Source organism: Segatella copri (assembly GCF_019249795.2).
Lineage (GTDB): Bacteria > Bacteroidota > Bacteroidia > Bacteroidales > Bacteroidaceae > Prevotella > Prevotella copri_B.
Genome location: NZ_CP156891.1, coordinates 2,222,378 through 2,245,954, shown reverse-complemented (window position 1 = coordinate 2,245,954; position 23,577 = coordinate 2,222,378). Strand labels below are relative to the sequence as shown.

Here is a 23,577-nt window from a genome sequence, read left to right as displayed (position 1 = left end):
GAAAGCATAAACAGAATATGGTTTTAAATTACATTTGGATAGCATTTTTCGTGATTGCGTTCATCTTCGCACTCATCGGATTGGCAATGGGAGATACGACTATCTTCCAGAAGATTGTAGATTCCACCTTCGACTCATCCAAGAATGCCTTCGAGATTTCTCTCGGACTTACGGGCGTGCTCGCCCTCTGGCTTGGCATCATGAAGATTGGAGAGAAGGCGGGAGTTGTGAATGTGTTGGCAAGAGCGCTCAGCCCGGTCTTCACCCGTCTCTTCCCCGATATTCCGAAGAACCATCCGGTGATGGGAAGCATCTTCATGAATATCGCTTCGAATATGCTGGGACTCGATAATGCGGCAACGCCTACCGGATTGAAAGCGATGCAACAGATGCAGGAGCTCAACACGAAGAAGGATACGGCAACGAACCCGATGATTATGTTCCTGGTTCTGAACACCTCTGGACTCACCATCATCCCTACCACCATCCTCGCCTTCCGTGCCTCCTATGGAGCAGCCCAGCCTACGGATGTCTTCATCCCTATTCTGATGGCTACGCTCGTGGCTACGCTTGCCGGAATCATCATCACTTCGCTCTGGCAGCGCATCAACATCCTGCAGCCGGTATTGCTCGCAACTCTGTTGGGAATGTGCGCCTTCGTAGGCATCATCATCTGGGGATTCGGACAGATGAACAAGGATACGATGAACACGGTTACCACCTTGGCTTCTAACATGATTCTCCTGAGCATCATCCTCTGCTTCATCCTGGCTGGTTTCTGGAAGAAAGTGAATGTTTATGATGCATTTATCGAGGGAGCGAAGGAAGGTTTTACTACTGCGGTGAAGATTATCCCTTATCTCGTAGCTATCCTTGTGGGCATCGGCGTGTTCCGTGCTTCGGGAGCGATGGATATGGTGATTCAAGGCATTTCGTGGTCGGTAGAACAATGCGGCTTGAATGCCGATTTCGTAGGCGCCCTGCCTACCGCCATCATGAAACCGCTGTCGGGAAGTGGTGCACGAGGCATGATGCTGGAGGCGATGAAGAACTATGGTCCTGATTCGTTTGTGGGCAGATTGAGCTGCATCTTCCAGGGTTCCACCGATACCACCTTCTATATATTGGCAGTATATTTCGGAAGCATAAGCATCAGGAATACCCGCCACGCCGTGGCTTGCGGCTTGCTCGCCGATTTGGCAGGAGTCATCGCAGCTATCGCTATAGCATATTTATTCTTCGGATAAGAGTCTCCCACAGATTTCACAGATTTACACAGATAATCTTTGAATGACAGCGCAAGCCCAATTTAACATTTAACACTTAACATTCAACATTAAGAAAGATAATGGCAAGTTTAAAATCACTCGCAAAGGATACCGCCATCTATGGTTTGAGCAGTATCATCGGCAGATTCCTCAACTATCTGCTTGTACCACTCTATACGGCAAAGATCAGCGCCGCAAGTGGTGGTTATGGTGTCATCACCAACATGTACGCCTATACGGCGTTACTCCTCGTTATCCTGACCTACGGAATGGAGACCACCTTCTTCCGTTTTGTCAACAAGGAAGGAGAAAACTCAGAAAAGGTTTATCACACGGTATTGAGCATGGTGGGCTTCACTTCCCTACTCTTCATCGCCCTGGTATTCCTCTTCATCACGCCTTTGAGCGATGCGATGGGCTACGCCGACCATCCGGCTTATGTATGGACCATGTTCGTAACCGTGGCTATTGATGCCTTCCAGTGCATCCCGTTCGCTTACCTCAGATACAAGAAGCGCCCATTGAAGTTTGCTGCCTTCAAGTTGCTCTTCATCGGTCTGAACATTGCGCTCAACCTGGTTTACTACGTCATCATGGATGGTCACGATGTGGGTTATGCTTTCTACATCAACCTGGTTTGTACCGCCTCCATCACCTTCTGTTTCTACAAGGAACTGAAGGAAGGATTCATGGGCGAGAAATGCTCCTGGAGCGAATGTAAGGTGCTCGTCAGGAAGATGCTGGGCTACAGCTGGCCAATCCTCGTGCTCGGTATTGCCGGTATTCTGAACCAGACAGCCGACAAGATTCTCTTCCCTTACATCTATGAGAAGGGCGATGCGCATGCGCAGCTCGGAATCTACGGAGCAGCCAGCAAGATTGCGATGATCATGGCGATGATTACACAGGCTTTCCGCTATGCTTACGAGCCATTCGTATTCGGCAAGGCAAAGGATAAGGACAACCGACAGACTTACGCTTCGGCGATGAAATATTTCGTCATCTTCACCCTGCTCGCCTTCCTGGTGGTAGTAGGTTATCTGGATGTATTGCGCCATATCATCGGTCGCGACTACTGGGATGGTTTGAAGGTAGTGCCTATCGTAATGGCTGCCGAAATCATGATGGGAGTATATTTCAACCTCAGTTTCTGGTACAAGCTCATCGACAAGACCATCTGGGGTGCTTACTTCTCAGGCATCGGTTGTGCGGTATTGATAGCCATCAACGTTATCTTCGTACCAGTTTATGGTTACATCGCCTGTGCCTGGGCTGGCTTCGCTGGATATGGAACAGCCATGCTGCTCTCCTACTTTGTGGGTCAGAAGAAGTATCCTATCAACTATCCGGTGAAGGAGATTATGATTTATGTGGTTCTCGCCCTCATCCTCTTCGCAGGAATGACCGAGGCTAACAGATACTTCTCCAGTGGAATTGCCTGCCTCATCAACACGGTGCTCATCCTCATCTTCGCCGCTTATCTCGTGAAGAAGGATTTCCCATTGAAGAGTCTGCCAGTGGTGGGAAAGTACTTTAGAAAGTAAGAGATTCCAATCATTGAGATTATATTCCAAGAAGTCCGTGGACAATGTGTAAGTCCACGGACTTCTTTTGTTTATATTATACAGAACCTTCGCATGCGGTTCAAGAATAGACAAAAGGACCCAATGTTCCTGGTCCCGAGCAATACCCAGAATATAATAGCAGCCAGCAAGGCGCCCTGTAAGAGCTAAAGCAAACGGCTGAGTGAACGAAACGAGACGACTGAATGAGCTGAAGAATATGACTGAGCAAGCTGAAGGATACGGCTCCGTAAGTGAAAGAAGACGTCTGATCAGGTTCAAAGAGATAGAATATGGAGTTCAAGGAGACTGCTTCTAGAAAGTTGCCACTAGGCTCAGCAGCTCTGCTGAGCCTAGTCAGCAGGTCTGCTCACTGCAGTCAGCAGGTCTGCCGAGCCTAGTGACAACACCTTTTAATCGTACAACAATACCCCCTATAGTTGTACGACTACACACCCTTCAGTTGTACAACTATAAACCTTTAGACGTACAACAATGAATCCATCGATTGTTCAACTTGACTTTTTCTCCCATTTTATACATCAAAAACAAGAAATAGTCCGAGAATTCTCAAAAAAGTAATCTTCCTTTTCGTTATTCCCTCATAAAAGTATATCTTTGCAACGATTATTCCCTCATAAAAAATAAAGAGCATGAGAAAGATACTACAGGACAAGATCAATATGAACGATATCAACAAGATATGCATCATGACACAAGGTAAGGAGAACGACCACCGGAAGGAAGAGCTTTACCAACTCACCTTCGATGAAAACGACCGCGTATCGTTCAATGCGCTTTGGGCTTTAACCCATTTCGATGAAACCAACAACCCTTGGCTCTTTCAGAAGCACGATGACCTGATTGATAGGGTTCTCGTAGAGAAGAATGAGACCAGGCGCCGCCTGATGCTTCAACTCCTTCTCCGTCAGCCTTTCGAGGAAGAATCACTCCGTTCTGATTTCATCGATTTCTGCATCGCCAAGATTACAGCCTGTTCCCAGCCCTACGCCATCCGCTGCTACTGCATGAAGCTCGCCTACGAGCAGATGAAGTACTATCCCGAACTCCTCGAAGAGTTAAGAATGGCCCTGGATATGCTGGAGCAGGAGGTTCTATCACCAGGAATGTTATCGGCAAAAAAGCAAATTATGAAGAAAATCAAGCGAAGCCTTGGAAAATTCGGGAAATAGTCGTAACTTTGCAAACGTAATATTCTAACAATATAATACATAAATGGATGGAGATACAACTGAACGATTATCACAAGAAAGTCAATGCCCAGATGCAAAAGAGCATGGCTTATTGGCGAGAGCATCCGCTTTCGCTGGAGGAGTGCTTAGCTCAATTCAAGCGCTTGCGGGAACAACGAAATGTTTGCCAAGCATTCCTGGTATTTCCGCAATGCCCTGGTTCGTGCCAACTATCGAAACATTCAGAAAGGCTTAGATTATTCTCCTATCTACCTGGTTCGTTTCTTCAGGAACTTACTCCTAAAAGATAGTTGGGTTCTCAAGAACAGGTATTTGCATATCCGGCCGACTGATGATTGGAAAGAGCAGCCGAACTTAAATTCTCAAACAGGAAGTGGACAGAAAAACAACTTCATAAATAAAGAAGGAGAAGAAAATGTCCCAAGCTTGTCCCAAGTTCGTCCCAAGTTCGTCCCAAGTAGAAGAACTCATAATACGTATAAATAAAGATTATCTATCCATCGGCGATATAATGAACCTGTTTGGATTAAAGAACAGAACCAGATTTAGAAAAGAATACATTACCCCAGCCCTAGCCGAAGGAGCCTTGGAGATGAAATATCCAAACACCCCAAGACATCCACGCCAGCAATATCGAATGACAGAACAGGCAAAGACTTGGAAAGAATGGTATGAGAAAAAGAATAAATAACATCATAATATAAATAGAAAACAAAAACAAGTAATGAAGAAAAAAGCAACGGTCCTTATCGCCTCTATCATGGCGTTCTGCGGAATCAACACCGCTCACGCTGACGAGGGAATGTGGACAATTTACAACTTGCCTAACGCTGCGTATGAGATGATGCAGCGCGAAGGCTTCAGTATGACTTACGACCAGCTCTACAACGGCGAGAACGCCTTGAAGAATGCTGTGGTTAACTTCTCGGGCTATTGCTCAGGCGTAGTCGTTTCTCCAGACGGTTTGGTATTTACCAACCACCATTGCGGTTTCGAGGCTATCAGAAGCCACTCTACCGTGGAGCACGACTATATGCTCAACGGTTTCTTTGCTAAATCTTACGCAGAGGAATTGCCTAACGAGAATATGTTCGTCAGCTTTATGGTTGAACAGAAGGATGTAACCGATAAGGTGATGAGCCTCGGATACGAGAAACTCGACAACAAGAAGCGCGATGAACTCATCGATTCTCTGGAGAACGAGATGACTAAAGAGGCGAAGAAGAACGATTCTACCCTCCATATCACCGTTCAGCCTTTCTACGAGGGCAACAAGTGGTACGCTACTACTTACCGCGACTTCACCGACCTGCGTCTGGTTTTCACCGTACCAAAGTCTATGGGTAAGTTTGGTGGCGATACAGACAACTGGATGTGGCCTCGCCAGACCTGCGACTTCTCTGTATTCCGCATCTATGCCGACCCTAAGACCAATGGTCCTGCTGCCTACAGCAAGGATAATGTGCCTTACAAGCCAAAGCGTTGGGCTCAGGTTTCTCTCCAGGGTTATAAGGATGGCGACTATGCGATGACCATGGGTTACCCAGGCAGCACAGAGCGCTATCTTTCAAGCTACGGAATCCAGACCATGCGCGATGCTGAGAATGCGCCTCGTGCCCAGGTTCGTGGCGTAAAGCAGGAGGTGATGCAGAAGCACATGCGTGCCGACGAGGCTGTCCGCATTAAGTACGACAGCAAGTACGCCAGCTCTTCCAACTACTGGAAGAATGCCATCGGTATGAACAAGTGTATCGACTCTATCGGCATCGTGAATCTAAAGCGTGAGTACGAAACCCGTCTCCGTGCTTGGCAGGATACAGCCAAGGCTGCCAACGACCTCGCCCACAAGGTAGATTTCGACAAGCTCGCCAAGCTCTACAAGGAGAGCGCTGACGTGAAATACGCCTGGACCAACTTCGCTGAATCTTTCACAAGAAGAAGCAACATCGAGTTCTCTACCCGTGCCATCAAGCTCCAGACCGACATGGAGGTGAAGGGTCCTGAGAAGAACAAGAAGAAGCAGTATCATGAGTTTGAAGATAACTCTGCAGAATGGGATATGGCGCTCGATAAGGAAGTGCTCGCTACCCTTCTGAAGAACTACAAGGAGCACGTAGATGCCAAGTGGTTGCCTAAGTTCTACAAGACCATCGACACTGAGTTTGGCGGCAACTACGCCAAGTATGTGGATTATCTCTGGGAGAAGTCGCTCATCATGAAGAAGGGCGCCAAGCTCTATTTCAACAAGAAGGGATATGAGAAGGATCCAGGCGTAAGCTTCGGTATGGATCTGAACGATGTATTTGCAGATTTCGCTGCTCAGATGGGCAGCATCAACGACAGCATCGCTGAGCAGGAGAAGTATCTCTGTGCTGCCAAGCTCCGTATGGAGGAAGACATGCCTCACTACAGCGACGCCAACTTCACCATGCGATTGAGCTACGGTCAGGTAGGCGGTTTCGACCTCGGTGGCAAGCCATCAGGCTATTATACCACAGCCGAGAGCCTCGTTGAGAAGATGAAGCAGGGCGATAAGGTAATCGATTACTACGCTGAGCCTATCATGCACGAGCTTCTCTCTGAGAAGGATTTCGGCAAGTATCAGGATAAGACGACTGGCAAGATGCAGCTCTGCTTCCTTACCAACAACGATATTACCGGCGGTAACTCTGGTAGCCCTATGTTCAACGGCAAGGGTGAGTTGATTGGTCTTGCTTTCGATGGCAACTGGGACAGCCTCAGTTCTGACATCAACTTCGACAAGCGCCTGGCTCGCTGCATCGGTGTGGATATTCGCTACGTGCTCTACCTGATGGATAAGTGGGGACACGCAGACCGCCTCTTGAAGGAGATCAATGCAAAGTAAATTCTATCTCTGAATCAACAGAGATGATATAAAGGTTTATCCTGGAATAAAGATTAGTCTCAGGATGATATAAAAAGAGCGGAAAATCAGCTGTTAACTGTTAACCTGTTAACTTCTGGCTTTCCGCTCTTGTTTTTTCTTATAGGTTCTCAACTAATATTGCGAGATATTATTCAGTTCCTTCAATGAAACCTGACGAGGCTTCTCGGCGAGTTTCTTCTTCAATTCATCCATCGTTATTTCTGCAGCTGGATTGAACTCATCTGATTGCATATAACCCAACACGCTCTCGTAGAAAGCCCTACCCTCTGGATATTTGGCAGCCTTCTCCAAATCGCTCATGCAGATGAGGAGCTTTCCGGCTCCCACCTTCCATTCCATCACCAAACCCAACTTATGATTCCGCTCGATATTATCGATCACCTGAACTACCGGGCGATAATCCTTGGCGAAGTTGTCAAGCACCAGCGGATGCGATTCCTTGATTATCGGGAACCATTGCCAGTTGGTGTGCATTTCCGTAGGGAATCCCTTGAATATCGGATGTTCCGGATTCGTAAGAATGCCCAGGGTTCCTGGAGAAACCTTCTTCTTGTTGTTCTCGCAGATGGTCTTGAACATGCGATAGTTCCAGTAATCGGTCTGGAAGAGTCCACCCACGGTATAAGGTGTGGCATTATCTGACTGAGAAAGCGTATCATCTGCAGCCACGAAATGGCTGGAAGTCGTAGGAAGCCAAAGCACCTTTGCTCCCTTTTCTAGTTTCTTGACGACATCGGAAGTCAAATCCTTGGCAATAACGACTTGCTTTTTCAGATAGTCGATATTCTTTGGGGTCGTATAAACCCAAAGGTCGTAAGTATTGGAATATCTTGTCGCATCAAGTTCACCTTCATATATATACAAGGAGAGGGTCAGTTTGCGAGAACCCACATACACGTCCAAGCACTTACCATCCCCATCGTCAATTCCGTTGGCTTTCACTTTCATCTTATGAACGATCTCGCCAACATCTATCCATCCCTCCTCGTCGGTATGGATAGTTATCTCGCCTTGTGCCAAAGGAGAAGGCTGATTCAAATGAGTAAGAGTTTCGGCTACACTGGACTCGTTTGGATAACGTTCGTCTTTGGCATAATCCAACTTCCATTCCACTTTCTTGCCCTTCAAAGACTCTCCCCCATAATTGGCGATTTGAATCTTCGCCTTCATCGTGTCATTCTCCTCATAGCAGAATCTGTCTGTCACCAACAAAGGCACCACAGGCGAGCACCACTGGCGCCATTCCTCGGGCGTAGTGATTCCCTTACTCTCCATAAACGCATCGAGGATGCCTACGAAAGCACTTCCCTGACCGGGATAATCCTGAATATCGAGCAGTTGGAAGCCCGCCATATTCCGGGTTCTCAAATCCATCTCTATATCGGCTTTATAGAGTTTCACGCTCCATAAGCCCGAAGCCTTGTGGAAATCATCAGCCTGCGAGAGCATTCCGGCTGCAGCCAGACGACGGCGGAACACTCCAAAGTTATAAGGATGAAGTACTCCGGTATATTTCTTCATTTCCCGATAATCAGGATAGGTCTGAAACTGTCCTGTTTCGTGAGAGATGATTGGGATTCCGGCCTTATCGCAAGCCTCATCAAAATTCATCGTAGAATTAGGATGGAAATGATTGATCATTCCTCCATCGTAGGCATCGGCAAACGAGAAGGAACCACGGGTATGAGTATTGTATTTGCCCCATCCCTCGCCTCCGATGCGGCAAGTGGTGAAGTAATCCATTCCTTCTTTTATTCCCTGATAACCGAGATAGTAATTGCTTCCAAAAGTATAGTATTTATCTGGCGCAATCTTGCGGAAATCATCCACAAACTCCTTCATCTTGTCGATATCTCCCCAGAGTTCATTACCCAGCGCCATCATTCGGAAAGAAGGATGGTGACCGTATTCTCTGAGGATGTTCTCGCCTTCCTGATGCAGGAACGCCATCAGCCTTTCATCCTTCTTATCAAAAGACCCCCAGAAAGGAAGTTCCGGCTGGAGATAGATTCCCAGACTGTCCGCAGCCACGAAAGCCGCCTCCGGTGGGCACCAGGAATGAAAGCGCACATGATTGATTCCATACTCCTTGCAGGTTCCGAGATACTTCATCCAGCCTTCCACGCCCATTTCCACATGTCCCGTCAGCGACCATACAGCCGCATCGTGCTTGCCACGGAGGAATATCCTATGACCATTGGCGTAGAAGTGGGCGCCCTTGATATGAAAATCCTTGGCGAAATCAGGCATCTGAAGGGCTGTAGAAGAAGCTACAGAACGGCTAGGGATTGCTCCTGCTTGCATTTCTATAGAAGAGGCTAGCTGGAGTTCTATCCTTCCGATAATTCCATTCCAGTTGGTCTGCGTATCTTCCGTATAAGCATGGCTGGAGCCGTAAACCTGATCAGGCACACCTCTTCCATTATCCACTACGATTTCCAAGAAATGCTTGCCCGGCTTCACCTTCTTTGGCAGAAGATAGCGCTGGGGAGTAGAGATGAAGTTACAGGAATCCACCAGTTCTCCATCCACATACACCCATGTCGGTCGGGTACGCTCCAGGAAGAGTTCTACCGGCTTCTTCCAGTCCTTCGGGATATTGATTGTTCTGGAATATCTTGCAGCTCCTTTATAGGCATAGAGCCTCGTAAGATGCGTTGTTTCCATCGTATCTTTCGGAGCGAATCCCAGATGGTTCGTATCGATGGTACCGGGAAGAATGGCACGCTTCACCTCACCCTGCGAGGCACGCTTACTCTTGGCGAAAGCGCTACCGCTCTTTCCCAACTCCACATTCCATTCACCAGCGAGCGAAATGCTCTGTGCTTGCAAGCCCAGACTTACCAGTCCCAGACAAGCGATAAGAATAGTTTTCTTCATTAACTTATTACAGAATATCTTTTAGGGTTAAAATTGCGTATAAAGATATAATAAATTTGATGTTTACGGCTGCAAATATACAAAAATTGCGGTAAAAACACCGCAATTTACCAAAGAAATTGCTGTGTTTTTACCGCAAAATATGGATATTGCATCAAAACATCCCTTTGATGCAGACTTTCATCTTATTATAAATCGCTGCCTAAATTACTTCTTCTTAGGTCTGCGACGAGCCCAGCCTTCTTCCTCGAAGTTTGGCTCCTCACCCTTGAACTTCACGTTGTCGTTGTTCTGGAAGAACTGGCGCCAATCGCCTGTATCCTCCTGAGGGCGAGACTTTCTGCCGCCACGGCTTCCACGTCCTCCCTTTCCACGAGCATCTCGAGAGTCTCTAGCATCATCAGCAGAACCTCTGCGGCTGCGTCCGCCTCTTTCTGAAGAACGACCGCCTCTGCCCTCAGAACTGCGTCCTCCGCGGGCTGCTCTGCCATGACCTTCCTCATCAGCATCGTTACATCTCACGGTTCTGCCCTTATACTCAGTACCGTTCAAAGCCTTCATCACGCGCTTCGCATCCTCCTCAGGCACCTCGATGTAGGCAAACTTACTCAGCAGGTCGATGTGACCCACCTCCTGGCGACCCTTCACGTGCTTGTTCAGATACTGCATGATTTCGCCCGGATAGAAACCATCTGCCTTACCCAGGTTGATGAACAGTCTCTTGAAACCAACCTCAGTCTCATGCTTTCTGCGACCATTGGAAACCTTGCCACGGCCTTCGCCACGACTTCCACGACCTTCGCCGCCACGGGAACCCTTGCCGGTCTCAGGCTTGATAATCTCAGGAGCATTCTTATAGTAATCGAGGAACTTACCGAAGGTGATGGTCACCATCTTCTTGATGATGTCCTCCTTGTCGATGTACTCAAACTGGCGGTTGATTTCAGCCATGTATGGTTCAATCTGATCCTCATCCACATCGGTCTTCATAATGTCGTCCATGGTCTTGAAGAGCTGCTTCTTGCAGATTTCCTCTGGGGTTGGCAATACGCCATCCACGAAGTCCTTGCCAATCTGCTTCTCTATCTGGCGAACCTTGAACTTCTCTCTAGTATGGATGATAGAGATGGATGTTCCCTTCTTTCCGGCACGACCGGTACGACCGCTTCGGTGGGTGTAACTTGCCACATCATCAGGCAAACCATAGTTGATAACGTGAGTCAGATCATCTACGTCTAGACCACGGGCAGCCACATCGGTAGCCACCAGGAACTGAACGGTATGATTGCGGAACTTCTGCATGGTGAGGTCACGCTGCTGCTGACTCAAGTCGCCGTGCAGTGCCTCTGCATTATAACCGTCCTTAATCAGCTTATCTGCAATATCCTGAGTCTCCAGCTTGGTGCGGCAGAAGATAATTGCAAAGATGCGTGGATAGAAATCCACCACGCGCTTCAGGGCGAGATACTTGTCCTTGGCATTTACCAGATAGTAGATGTGGTTTACATGCTCAGCACCCTCGTTGCGCGAACCCACTACGATTTCCTTGTGGTCGTGCAGGTAGTTGAGGGCAATCTTCTCGATGTCCTTGCTCATGGTAGCCGAGAAGAGCAGGGTGTTTCTATCCTCAGGCACGTTCTCGAAGATGGCATTGATGCTCTCAGAGAAGCCCATGTTCAGCATCTCGTCAGCCTCATCAAGCACCACGTTGTTCACGTTCTCCAACTGAGCCACGCCACGATTAATCAAATCGAGCAGACGGCCAGGGGTAGCCACGATAATCTGCACACCATGCTTCAGGGTGCGAATCTGGCTTCCGATGTCGGTACCGCCATAAACTGCGGCAATATGCAAACCGTCGATGTACTTGGCAAAGCTGTTCAAATCGTCTGCTATCTGAAGGCAGAGCTCACGTGTAGGACTGAGGATGATAGCCTGTGTCTGCTTGCTGCTGGCATCAGTTTTCTGGATAACCGGAATACCGTAAGATGCAGTCTTACCCGTACCGGTCTGCGCCAACGCAATCACGTCGTTCTTATTACCAAGCAAATATGGGATTACTTCTTCCTGAACTGGCATTGGATTCTCAAATCCAAGCTCTTCGATGGCACGGCGAATCTCCTCGCTCACGCCCAATTCTTCAAATGTCTTCAAATCTTTTTAACCTTAATTCATAATAATCAAAATGGAAGGCCGAATTCACCCTCCCAGCCATGAATTAGGGTGCAAAATCCTTCCGAAACGCTTGCGGCAATCCTACGCATTTATTAAGATTGCCTAAATTCGGGTGCAAAGATACGAAAAAAATGTGAGTTTCTTGCAGATTTCTGCAATATTTTATTACCTTTGCATGAAAGTTACAACAAACAGATAACCAAGAAAACTTGAAATATATGAAAAAAGTTATTTTCACTCAAGAATGGATTGCTTTGCATCCATATGAAAAAGCAGACGAAACAGATCTGTATTATACAGAACTCGCCAACGAAATATACCACGCTCTTGACGAGGCGTGCTACACCCATAACTTCAAGAATATGGATGAAGCCAAGCAGCTGGCACTCAGCATTGCCGGTTATTTCGAAGATGTGATTTCGGGCACAGGCATTTGGAAGACTTTCACGGAAGAATGCAAGCAGCGCTACGGCACCTACATTCCTTTCTATGAGAAAGAAAGCGAATTCATCAAGAGTACACTCAACGAAGATGACCCGGCTTACGACCCTGAGGAAATCAACATCGCTGATGTCAAGTTCCTGCTCTGGCACCATTACCAGCAGAGCAGTTTCGTACAGGAAGCCGTTCCTTTCCTCTTCGGAACCCTGGAACTGGCTGCCAAACTTGCCTACAACATTCTCGACAGAGAGTATGAAACGGCTCCGGAAAACGAGCGTCTTCTGACTTATCTCAGCGAAATGCCTGAGATAGAGGGCAACGCTGAAACGACCGAAGAGGACATCGAGAAGAACAAGGAGTTGGATGAGATTCACCGTCGCGACACCCTGGCGTGGTTCCATTATGGCTGCTATTTCAACGTGGGCAACCAGAAGCGCCTGCAGTTTACCCTCCAGCAGATGGCAAACTCGCCTCAGGGACTCACCGAACCGCTCGCTTATTCTGTGCAGATGGAAATGACCATCGTCGGCAGAAACAATCTCCTGGCGCTCACTTCTTACGAATGGCTCCGCAAGATTTGCAGGAACATGCCTACCCACAAGATCTGGGAGGATGAGGAGTTCAGGAAGAAGGCTATAGAGCCACATGAAAAGGCAGATCATGAGAAGGCGATTCACGACTACAATCTGCTCAAGGCGAAGGGATATGAAGACAAGTTCATCTTCCTAGAAGATGTGAAGACGCTGAAGGAATTCCTCAAGGAGATTGAATTCGAGTTGCCAAAGGACATCCGATTCCCTCAGAAATACGAGAAAGGCATCATCTTAAGCGGAAGTCCATACACAGGCATCAACATCAGTTTCGGTCTGGCTCATTGCATCGCATCGCCTGAGAACCCATACTATGTACAGGAGCGTGCAGAGACCGACAGCTTTGGCATTATCAGCGGCAATGGTCTCCCATTCCCTTACGAAATTGTCTGCAAACTGATAGAAAACAACCTGATTCCTGACGCAAACATCTTTACGAGCCAGTATGTAAAGGAAGAAGGCTTGAAGATTACGCAGGCAAACCTCCAGTTCCTTGCCGATTACTACTTGATGGGCAGAAAGGACAAAGACCTGTCGCCTAAGGAGTTGTGGTAAAGATGCATTCAGCATACTCAAAAAGTTCACTACGCTAACTCCATTTTTTAAGGCGTTAGCGTAGTAGACTTTTACTGATTTATAGAAGAAAGAGCGGAAAATCAGCTGTTAACTGTTAACTCTGTTAACCCCAAGCTGTTCTTCCGCTCTTTATTTATTTCTTATTTCAAATTCTTATCCAGAAACTCCAGCATTTTCTCCTGTGCCTTCAGTCCGCAGGAATGAGGGATTTCCCAAAGCTCCGTATCCAGCAGATTATCAACTCCTTGACTCTTCCAAACCTGATGCATTTCGGCGAAAGCATCCTTTACACCAGATACGGGGAAGAGCTTATCTTTTGTGCCATTGATGAAAAGCATCGGTTTCGGGCAGGCGAGGGAAGCAATGTGGGGATAATCGAGATATTGCCTCAACCCCGGGATGCAATTCGCAAAACCGCCATTCTCCTTTCTTCCGAATCTCCGGGTAAGCTGCGCATCGGTGGTAATCATCCAGCAGATGGAAGCACCCGCCTTGATTCTATCCGATAAGGCAGAGAGCATCCACGAGCGATAGGCTCCCATCGAACACCCCACGCATCCGATACGCTTCGCATCCACCATCGGCAGCGAAGCCAGGAACTCGGTACTGGAAATATCATCGTAAGTCATGAAGGCAGAGAGGTCTCTACCCAGCATCATCATGTTGCCGGCTATCAGGTCGTATTTGTTTCTATCTACGCCCTCCTTTCGGCCTCGTTCTCCCCACATCGGAGCATCTGCCGAAAAGACTACGTAGCCATGTTTCGCCAGATAATCGCCCACGTACTGATTATCATAAAGCTGCCTTGCCCACGCATCCGCATCATCCAAGATCTCCTGACAGAGTGCCTGCTTCGTAGGGGAATCTTTTTCTTCCGGAGTAAAGAAAGGGCGAATCATCTTCTCCTTTCCGATAAAGAGATGAGCACCATGATCATGAAGCGCATTGACTGTTGGGAATGGTCCCTTGCCATCCGGAATCAGGAGATAAGCCGTAATACGGGAATAGGCGTTGATATTGAAGGCGATTTTCTGCGCCTTATATCCGTCTCTCTGTTCCTCACCGAGCACTTCCATATCCCAAGCCGCAGCCGCTTTCGGAGGCGTCATCATGCATTCGAGAACCTTCGCCCTTGCCGCCTTCTTCCACTTCTTGAAGTTCTTAATCGGACTGTTTCCCCAAGCCATCGGATAGGTCAGTTCCTTCTTCAGCGTTTCTACATAGGTAGGAATCTCTCCCTGCCATTCATACTTCTCCCGCTTCTGAAACTTCGGCTTCGGAGAGGTTTTTGCAAACGGCACAGAGGTCTGTGCAAGCGCCACCGATGCCTGCAACAAAGCGATGATACTATATGTGATAATCCTTTTCATTCTCTTGTCTTGTTTTGTTAGAAATCTATCTTCCTGTTTATAAGATTAGTTATTGTTTGCAAAATTAAGAAATTATCCGCAAAAAGAGCCCAATAATCTCGATATTTTTGCGTACCTTTGCCTAAAACATTTATAAATAACGGATAAAACATTCATAAACAACAGATAAAACATCATCAAATAGAAAATAAAGACATGAAAATAGCAGTTTTTTGTTCAGCAAATAAGAATATCGACCCCGACTTCTTCACATTGACTGAAGAGATGGGAAAGTGGATGGCTGAGAACGGCCACGACCTGGTTTTCGGCGGCTGCAACTCCGGTCTGATGGATTGCATCGGCAAGGCAGTAAAGGCGAATGGCGGCAGAACCATCGGTGTGGTTCCTACGCTTGTAGAGCGAGGAGGCAGAACCTTCCCAGACCTCGACATCGAGATTCCGTGTGATAATCTCAGCGACCGCAAGGACCTGATGCTTGCCCAGAGCGACATCTTCGTAGCCCTTCCTGGCGGCGTCGGCACCCTGGATGAAATCTTCACCATCGCCGCCGCCCACACCATCGGATACCATCACAAAATGGTGATTCTCTACAACATGAAAGGCTTCTGGAACTCCACCATCGCCCTATTGGATGACATGGCAGAGAAAAGCATGATTCGTGGCGATTGGCGGGATGTGATAGAAGTAGCGGATAACCTGGAAGAGTTAAAGGCGATAGTTGAAAATTCCCATTAATATGATTTTTCGGCAAACTTGCACATTTCTCATATCAAAAAGTGGCAAACTTGCACATTTTTGATATAAAGGAAGGAATAGAAACCTATAAACGAAATACTCAGAAACAAAAGAAAGAGCGGAAAAACAACTGTTAACTCTGTTAACCCCCAGTTGTTCTTCCGCCCTTGATATTTTCTTCAAGACCATCTATCCCTTATTTTCTTTCCCCAAAAGGAAATCGGAGAGGCTCATCATCAGAATGCCTTCTTCATTATAACCCGAACGATACCTATCCCCTACGATTATCAGCTTGCGAAATCCATCGTTTACATTCAAAAGAGAAGCCTGCTCCTGATCTACCTTCTCCTTATCAGGCAAAGCATAAGCCGACTGGATATAGAGGCGTTCATCATGACGGTTCACCACGAAATCTATCTCAAGATTCCTACGCTGCAGCTTGCCATTCTCATCCCGCTTGAAGCTCTCCACTGACCCCACATCCACAGTATAACCCTGCTTCCGCAATTCGTTATAAACCACGTTTTCCATGATATGGGTAAATTCTATCTGTCAGAAATCTACCACGGCATTTCTAATACCGATGTCCTCGAAATAATACTTGGTACCAGCACCAATGTATTTGCGTCCCTTCACATCATAACGCAAAGCCTCGCTGATGATGAAGGAATCCTGCAGGTATTCCAAATACCTGCCAATGGTTTTTGTACCGATTTCCACTCCTCCAACAGATTTGAACGTATTAGAAATTCTCTGCACAGAAGGAAGGATTTACCACATCGGCGAATGCCGGTGATAATCTTTATCATCCCATTGCCTTCTGCCGAGATGAGTTCTTTCAAGTATGCTTTACGTTCAAAATACATAGTTTTATGACGTTTTTTTGTGTCAAGACACGGTTTTCAGTCGCAAATTTATGATTCGTGGAGAAAAATATCTGAAAGCAGCAAGAGAAAACCCGAAAATCTTTCATTCAGAATGAACAATTTCTCAAAAATCTTTCATTCTGAATGAATACTTTCGCCCAAAACCTTTCATTCTGAATGAATAGATTCCTAATTAAATGCCCTTAGGATTCCAGCTGAAATGCTTTTCCGACACATAGCCTTCAGAACCCTTATTCCCGGCTGCGCCTTCAATTCTAATCTTATACCAGCCGTTCTGATAGTTCAACACCTGATAGCACTCAGGAATCTCATGGCTACAGCCTCTGAGGGTGCCAATTCTCTTGGCATCTGTGGATGGAGCATCATAAACATGGATGGTGATGTTCTTGGTAAGATAAATGAACCCCTTACCATCCTCTGCCCTGTATTCCCTTACGGTTCCCCTATCCATAGAAGCCTTAGAAAACTCCTGACCGTCAAGAACATAACAGCCTTGCTCCTCATCCTTCTCTATGAGCGGATAGAAATTACCATCTGATAGCTCCACCACCTTGCCGCTTCTGCCTTGCACCGGATAAAGCCTACCGCAGTTTTCCTTGCTTTGCTTTCGGGTCATGAGCTGAGCACCATAAGCGGCAAGTTCAGCTGCCTTCACACGTTTGAAGAGACGCTTTTTCTCGGGATAAGCCACATCCCTGTTTTCCAGTACAATCCCATCAGCATTCAGCTCTCCACAAAAAGTCACCACCTCCTTATCAAGGATATCCTGACTCTGCTTCCACCCCAAATACTGCACATCGCCTAAGGCATCGATCGCATCAAAATGATTCTTAAAATTGATACTGATAGGCATGTTGAGAAATCGTCTGTCCTTTGCACTCAACGTGAAACTTATCTCTTTACTTTCACCCTTTCTGAAGGCAAACGGCAGCGCATAAAAGCCTGGCAGAAAGCCTTTTCTAGCCTTCATAAACTCATCGCTCGTTCCGTAGAACTTCCCCTTATACTCACCCTCCGGGGTTCGGGCAATCACCAGAATCTCGTCTTCGAAATCCAGTTTTCCCTTCTCGTTATTATCGCAGAGATAATACAACGTATCACCGGTTTGTTTGGCATTACCTGCGTATGCGTTCATGGCTAAAGCCGCAAAGAGAGCTATCAGATGTTTCATACCTATCATATTTAAATAAGATACTAAAGACTCATTTTTGGGAGCAAATATACGTTTTTTACTCGACTTCACCAAGTTTTATCGGGAATTACACGGAATATTTAAAGGTATTTAAACAAAGAAAGAGCGGAAAAACAACTGTTAACTGTTAACTCTGTTAACCCCAGTTGTTCTTCCGCCCTTAAACTTTATACTGTTACTTCCCTTATCCTTACCAAATCACTACCCCGATACACAACAGCCACTTGGTGAATTTGAGTTCCATTCATCATCTGCGGCAAACGGGCATCCTTGGCATATTGGGCAAGTTGCTTGGCAGCTTGCTTATATGCTTCTTCCACATCTCCATCAGAAGCACTTGGTTTCAGATATTTCAATTCCAGAAGATAGCTGTGTGCTATCTCCGGATAATGAATCTTGTCAGGAATCAACGCCATGTCGCAATAACCACCGTTCAATTCCATTTCCTGCACTACCATATAATAGTTTGCCTGATTCAGATAAGCCGCAATAAAGCCCTGTATATTACGCTCCTGCTGAATGCTCGAATGAATACTGGTGCAGTTTTGATAACCTTGGGTAATATACTCGAAAACCGACACAAAACTCCCCTCAAAAGCCATCTCGTCATAATAGTCACCAATAACAGAAGCCTTGATGTCAGCTTCCTTCCCATACTCCTCTATCAGATAAGCATAATATTGGCGGCGCACGTTTTCATTAGGAATCCCCAATTTCACCCGGCGACCCTTTCTGCCCACAATCGTCAGCAAACCATAATAATAGAGCAAACTCGGGAACAACTCCGGATCTACCAAGTCTTGCGCAGGGAAACTCTCGTGCAGTTCGGCATAAATATAACCCTGGTTGGTAATCTCGCGAAGCAAACTATGCCTGTCGCCCTTCAACTTATCCAGATAGATGATTTTCTTCAACTTACCCGTATCAGTCATCGTATTCGGATCTATCATCTCTACAGGAGGCTTACCGGTTCGGATGATGCTGCGGAGATAATAGATAACCATATCATTGTTGAACATCGAAGAATCCACACCAAAACTCTGCTCGGCAAAGCAATAGTTATCGTACCATGGCTTCATGTCTGCCACGATTTGATCGGCAGGCAGCTTGATCAATCCCAACTCACTATAATACGCTATCATCTCACGCAATTCCAATTCGCTGAATCCCAGCATCATATTAAAGGTAGAATCCATAGAGATATTCGTGGCGATATTATAGCCGCTCGAAAGGTCATTCACCGTAACAGGACTTACTCCCATCATCAGAATACGCTCGAAAGTACCCTTAAACAGTTTGAAGTAATCACGATAGAAACCCTGCGCATGGGTCAAGGCATGATACACCTTCTCACCCTGTTCGCTCAACACATTATTGGTGAAGTTGTCGTATTCATCAACTATCAGATAAAGAGGAATCTTCCTGGCTTTTGCCGCCATCGTTATCGTATTGAGTTTAGAGGCAGCATCCTGGCAGCTCTTCACCTTCGCAACCGTATCTTCATCATAATACTTCGCATATTTCTTGATAAACTCATCGAGCACAATACCGGAGTAGGCATTGAAGTTATCATCGAGCGAACCCGTGCCCGATGCAGCAAGCGAATAATCAAAAAACAGTACCTGATAGCGACTCTGCAACGAAGTGGGATGCTGCTCTATCCAAGTATCCTTAAAGAGAGATGGGAAATCCTCCTTTCCCTCCACATCGTAATAGGCAGAAAGCATTCCCAGGAAGATGCTCTTTCCGAAGCGTCGGGGACGGATGAGATAGAGGAAGTTTCCCGCCTCCTCTATCTGTGGTATGAACATACTCTTATCTGCCCAATAGCAATTCTGGTTGCGCAACTGGGTAAAGGATGATATTCCGTATGGTAATCTCTTGTAATCCATGATGAATGATGAATGATGTTTTGCCTATTCCGCCAGCAGCTTCTCAGCCATCGCCTTACCCAGAGCCTCGCACTGCGCCTTTACCTCTGGAGTAATCGCCTGCTTCATATCCACCGGCTCGCCCACTGGCTCGTAGTGGAGCTTGGTTTCGTTCCACTCCTGAATCTTTGCTACTGCCTTGCTTGCCCAGCAATGAGAACCGTACCAGCCAAGAAGGTGGTTCTTGACGTCCTTATTGGCAAGCTCGGAGAGGAGAACCTCCATTTCGTGATAAAGACCGGCATTGTAGGTTGGAGCACCTACGATAAGGCCCCTGTAGCGGAAGATGTCGCGCAGGATGTAGCTGTGGTGAGTCTTCGAGATGTTGTACATTACGATGTTCTTCACGCCAGCCTTGCTTGCCGCACGGGCGATGATTTCAGCCATGCGCTCAGTATTGCCGTACATGGTGCCGTAGCAGATAACGAGGCCCGGCTCCGTCTCGTACTTCGACATCTTATCATACATGCCGATTACCTTCTCAATATGCTCGTGCCAAACCGGACCATGGGTTGAGCAGATGTAATCCAGCTCCACGCCAGCCAACTTCTTCAAGGCATTCTGAACAGGGATTCCATACTTACCCACAATGTTTGAGTAGTAGCGAACCATCTCCAGCCAGAAAGTCTCGCAGTTGATTTCCGTATCGATGATTCCGCCGTTCAGCGCACCGAAGCAACCGAACGCATCTCCTGAGAAGAGCACCTTGTTCTTCGCATCGAGGGTTACCATGGTCTCTGGCCAGTGAACCATAGGGATGAGAACAAAGCTCAGCTCGTGGTTGCCCAGAGAGAGGGTTTCGCCATTCTTCACCTCTACCACGTCATCTGTTACGCCGTAGAAGCCTTCCAGCATTCCCAGCGTCTTCTTGTTGCCCACAATCTTGATGTTAGGGTAATATTTCTTGATGAGGGCGATAGACCCGCTGTGGTCAGGTTCCATGTGGTTGATGATAAGATAATCGATTTCTCGGTCGCCAATCACCTCGTGAATGTTCTCGAGGAACTGGGTGAAGAAATCAACCTCTACAGTATCTACCAGCGCTACCTTCTCATCGTCAATGATATAAGAGTTGTAGCTCACTCCGTTAGGCAAAGGCCAGAGGCCCTCAAAACGATGCTTATTGCGGTCGTTTACGCCTACGTAATAAATTTTGTTTATAATTTCTGTCATATCTTTTATATTTTTATAATTCCTTCTTCTTTTCTTCTCCAAATTCCTTGGAAACATAATTGTAGATGTCCTTGCAGCATTCGGTGGAGAATTCTTGAGCCGAAACAAGGAGACTGTCCCATTGCGCCTCAGATAAGCCGCGGTCAATGTCCTCGCGGGTGATTCCATCCTTGATCAGTCCGAAAACGAAACCGGCATTGAAATTATCGCCGGCTCCGATAGTGCTCACCGGTTTCATCTTCTCCGAAGGATAACTCTTGGCAAAGCCGTTCTCGGCACGAACCTCTACAGGCTCAGCGCCCTGGGTGCAGATAAACTTCTTGCAGTAGAAACTGATTTCGGCATTATAAACCTTATCCGCCTCCGGTTTCTTGTAGAGGATTCCAAAGTCCTCGTGGCTTCCGCGTACGAAATCAGCCATCTCCAGGTTCTCTATCAGATTAGGCGTAATCTTCATGATTTCGTTCTGATGAGAAGCACGGAAGTTGATGTCGTAATAAAGAATGGCGCCGTGCTCCTTCGCATACTCCAGGAAGCCGGCAACCTGAGGACGGACCACAGGATTCAGAGCGAAGAACGAACCGAAGAGCACGATGTCGCCAGGATTGATTTCCGGTGTGGCAAACTCCAGCTGGTCGTGAGGATGATCCTTGTAGAAGATGTAGTCAGCATTGTTGTTCTCGTCGAGGAAAGCCAGCGAGAGCGGCGACTTGGATTCCGGGAAGATGCTCACATTGTCAGCATTCACCCCATTATCTCTCAAAAACTGAATCACATACTCTCCTATGCGGTCGTTGCCCGCCTCGCTGATAAACGAAGCATTTACGCCCGCACGGCCCAACGAGATGACTGCATTGAATGATGAGCCACCCGGTACTGCCTCTATCGGCTTGCCGCCCTTGAAGATGATGTCAAGCACGGTTTCTCCTATTCCTATTACTTTGCGCATTGTTTTTGTTGTCTATATTTTATTTTTGGTGGCAAAGATAAGTCTTTTTGGCGATAATGCAAAATAAATGACTTTTTTTTGGGATAAATTACATTTTCAGTGTAACTTTGCACCTTGAAATGAAATACAATACTTATACACTCGATAATGGCCTCCGCATCATCCACCTGCCTTCAGACAGCAAGGTGGTGTATTGCGGTTACCAGATTAACGCCGGCACCCGAAACGAGGAGCCGGGCGAAGAAGGACTTGCCCACTTCTGCGAGCACGTTACTTTCAAGGGCACAGAGCGCCGCAAGGCGTGGCACATTCTCAACTGTCTGGAGAGCGTGGGAGGCGACCTGAATGCCTACACCAACAAGGAGGGCACGGTTTATTACTCCGCCATCCTCAAGGAGCACATCGCAAGAGCCGTAGATCTGCTCACCGACATCGTTTTCCATTCGGTTTATCCGCAAGCGGAAATCGACAAGGAGGTAGAGGTAATCTGCGATGAGATAGAGAGTTACAACGATTCTCCTGCCGAACTGATTTATGATGAATTCGAAAATATCATCTTCAAGGGTTCGCCGCTGGGCCACAATATTCTGGGCACAGCTGAGCAGGTTCGCTCGTTCAAGACAGAAGATGCGCTGCGCTTTACAAGAAAACTTTACCGGCCGGATAATGCGATATTCTTCGCTTACGGAGACATTGACTTCAAGAAGCTGGTGAAGCTTATCAGGAAGGCGCTCGCAGATGATGATTCGGGCAAGGTTGCTGAAAATGCAGCGAATTCAGTGGGCAAGCTTGCTGAGGAAAAGCTCCCACAGATTTCACAGATTACACAGATTTCAGGGGATGAGAATTCTATTACTACAGAAAAATCTGTGTCATCTGTGAAATCTGTGGGACCTGAAAATTATCCATCTGTGGGGAAAGAGATTGCCGGGCAGACGATTGTGATGCAGAAGAATACGCATCAGGCTCATGTGATGATTGGAACCCGCGCCTACGATGTGAACGACAGCCGCAGAATGCCGCTCTATCTGCTCAACAATATGCTGGGCGGACCGGGAATGAACGCCAAGCTGAATCTCGCCCTGCGCGAGCACAACGGACTGGTTTACACCGTAGAGAGCACGATGGTGGCTTATGGCGATACGGGCATTTGGAGCATTTATTTCGGCTGCGATGAGCACGACGTGAAGCGCTGCCTCAGACTGGTTCGCAAGGAACTGGATAAGTTCATGCAGAAACCGCTGAGCGAGGCGCAGCTCAAGGCCGCCAAGAAGCAGATTAAGGGACAGGTAGGCGTGGCTTGCGACAACCGCGAGAACTTTGCCCTCGACTTCGGCAAGAGCTTCCTTCACTATGGCTGGGAGAAGAATGTAGACCGACTCTACGAGCAGGTGGATGAGATTACTGCCGAACAGATACAGGCCGTGGCTCAAGAATTGTTTGATAAAGACAGGCTCACCACGCTGATTTTCAGATAATGTTGATTTTCAGACAAATAGCTCAAGTAATAAGAAAATAAAGAAGGCAACAACTTGGGGCGTCATGCGACTTCCCTCGTTGTTGCCTTCGTAATTTAATGAATTAAAAACTGCTTTTTTCCAAAAAATTCTTTATAATCTGCTGAATAGCTTAAAATGAGCGATTTATAAGTGTTCAACCTCAATAGAGGTAATGATTTGGCAATAGTCACAACTTCTGCAATATGCATATGTTTGCTTTGCCTAAC

17 protein-coding genes are annotated in these 23,577 nt (G+C 47.0%); 8 read left to right on the top strand and 9 right to left on the bottom strand.

Annotation, left to right across the window (positions count from 1 at the left end; all coding sequences use genetic code 11):
* The first annotated feature begins 17 nt into the window (after window positions 1–17).
* The 5 genes from KUA48_RS09480 (at window position 18) to KUA48_RS09460 (ending at window position 6,910) form a co-directional block, all read left to right on the top strand.
* Complete coding sequence (locus KUA48_RS09480) at window positions 18–1,247, top strand: nucleoside recognition domain-containing protein (RefSeq protein WP_218433430.1); 1,230 nt, start codon at window positions 18–20, stop codon at window positions 1,245–1,247.
* Window positions 1,248–1,348: 101 nt separating this feature from the next.
* A complete protein-coding gene (locus KUA48_RS09475) occupies window positions 1,349–2,812 on the top strand; it encodes a lipopolysaccharide biosynthesis protein (RefSeq protein ID WP_153094438.1) in 1,464 nt (487 codons plus the stop codon).
* Between the two features lie 671 nt (window positions 2,813–3,483).
* Window positions 3,484–4,023 carry a hypothetical protein gene (locus KUA48_RS09470; protein WP_153079402.1) on the top strand — a complete coding sequence of 180 codons (540 nt, stop codon included), beginning with the start codon at window positions 3,484–3,486 and terminating at the stop codon, window positions 4,021–4,023.
* Between the two features lie 436 nt (window positions 4,024–4,459).
* Complete coding sequence (locus tag KUA48_RS09465) at window positions 4,460–4,735, top strand: Fic family protein (RefSeq protein WP_218433429.1); 276 nt, start codon at window positions 4,460–4,462, stop codon at window positions 4,733–4,735.
* 33 nt (window positions 4,736–4,768) lie between these two features.
* Window positions 4,769–6,910, top strand: coding sequence for a S46 family peptidase (locus tag KUA48_RS09460; RefSeq protein ID WP_218433428.1), 2,142 nt, complete (start codon window positions 4,769–4,771; stop codon window positions 6,908–6,910).
* Between the two features lie 153 nt (window positions 6,911–7,063).
* Here KUA48_RS09460 and KUA48_RS09455 read toward each other — a convergent pair whose 3' ends face one another.
* Both KUA48_RS09455 and KUA48_RS09450 read right to left on the bottom strand, forming a co-directional pair.
* On the bottom strand, window positions 7,064–9,832 hold the full coding sequence (locus KUA48_RS09455; protein ID WP_218433427.1) for a beta-glycosidase: 2,769 nt from the start codon (window positions 9,830–9,832) through the stop codon (window positions 7,064–7,066).
* A 207-nt stretch (window positions 9,833–10,039) separates the two neighbouring features.
* On the bottom strand, window positions 10,040–11,986 hold the full coding sequence (locus KUA48_RS09450) for a DEAD/DEAH box helicase (protein WP_153079398.1): 1,947 nt from the start codon (window positions 11,984–11,986) through the stop codon (window positions 10,040–10,042).
* A 239-nt stretch (window positions 11,987–12,225) separates the two neighbouring features.
* Between KUA48_RS09450 and KUA48_RS09445 the strand changes: the two genes are divergently transcribed.
* Window positions 12,226–13,593 carry a DUF3843 family protein gene (locus KUA48_RS09445; RefSeq protein WP_153087777.1) on the top strand — a complete coding sequence of 456 codons (1,368 nt, stop codon included), beginning with the start codon at window positions 12,226–12,228 and terminating at the stop codon, window positions 13,591–13,593.
* A gap of 161 nt (window positions 13,594–13,754) precedes the next feature.
* Here the strand turns inward: KUA48_RS09445 and KUA48_RS09440 are convergent, their stop codons facing one another.
* On the bottom strand, window positions 13,755–14,984 hold the full coding sequence (locus KUA48_RS09440; RefSeq protein WP_218433426.1) for a S9 family peptidase: 1,230 nt from the start codon (window positions 14,982–14,984) through the stop codon (window positions 13,755–13,757).
* 195 nt (window positions 14,985–15,179) lie between these two features.
* On the opposite strand from KUA48_RS09440, the gene KUA48_RS09435 reads away from it, so the two are divergent.
* Entirely contained in the window at window positions 15,180–15,719 is a 540-nt protein-coding gene (locus KUA48_RS09435; protein WP_118255252.1) for a TIGR00730 family Rossman fold protein, read from the top strand.
* 189 nt (window positions 15,720–15,908) lie between these two features.
* Here KUA48_RS09435 and KUA48_RS09430 read toward each other — a convergent pair whose 3' ends face one another.
* The 6 genes from KUA48_RS09430 to KUA48_RS09405 form a co-directional block, all read right to left on the bottom strand.
* Entirely contained in the window at window positions 15,909–16,250 is a 342-nt protein-coding gene (locus tag KUA48_RS09430; protein ID WP_256624482.1) for a hypothetical protein, read from the bottom strand.
* A 21-nt stretch (window positions 16,251–16,271) separates the two neighbouring features.
* Window positions 16,272–16,439 carry a DUF4143 domain-containing protein gene (locus tag KUA48_RS09425; RefSeq protein WP_256624481.1) on the bottom strand — a complete coding sequence of 56 codons (168 nt, stop codon included), beginning with the start codon at window positions 16,437–16,439 and terminating at the stop codon, window positions 16,272–16,274.
* Window positions 16,440–16,778: 339 nt separating this feature from the next.
* Window positions 16,779–17,777 (bottom strand): SH3 domain-containing protein, encoded by a 999-nt coding sequence (locus tag KUA48_RS09420; protein WP_218433425.1) that lies wholly within the window; start codon window positions 17,775–17,777, stop codon window positions 16,779–16,781.
* Window positions 17,778–17,965: 188 nt separating this feature from the next.
* The gene (locus tag KUA48_RS09415) at window positions 17,966–19,690 is read right to left on the bottom strand and encodes an ATP-binding protein (protein ID WP_218433423.1); all 1,725 of its coding nucleotides are present in this window, start codon (window positions 19,688–19,690) and stop codon (window positions 17,966–17,968) included.
* A gap of 24 nt (window positions 19,691–19,714) precedes the next feature.
* A complete protein-coding gene (locus KUA48_RS09410) occupies window positions 19,715–20,902 on the bottom strand; it encodes an FprA family A-type flavoprotein (RefSeq protein ID WP_218433421.1) in 1,188 nt (395 codons plus the stop codon).
* 13 nt (window positions 20,903–20,915) lie between these two features.
* Window positions 20,916–21,851 carry a PfkB family carbohydrate kinase gene (locus KUA48_RS09405; protein WP_006848949.1) on the bottom strand — a complete coding sequence of 312 codons (936 nt, stop codon included), beginning with the start codon at window positions 21,849–21,851 and terminating at the stop codon, window positions 20,916–20,918.
* A gap of 119 nt (window positions 21,852–21,970) precedes the next feature.
* Between KUA48_RS09405 and KUA48_RS09400 the strand changes: the two genes are divergently transcribed.
* Window positions 21,971–23,329, top strand: coding sequence for a pitrilysin family protein (locus KUA48_RS09400; RefSeq protein ID WP_153073152.1), 1,359 nt, complete (start codon window positions 21,971–21,973; stop codon window positions 23,327–23,329).
* The last annotated feature ends 248 nt before the right edge of the window (window positions 23,330–23,577 follow it).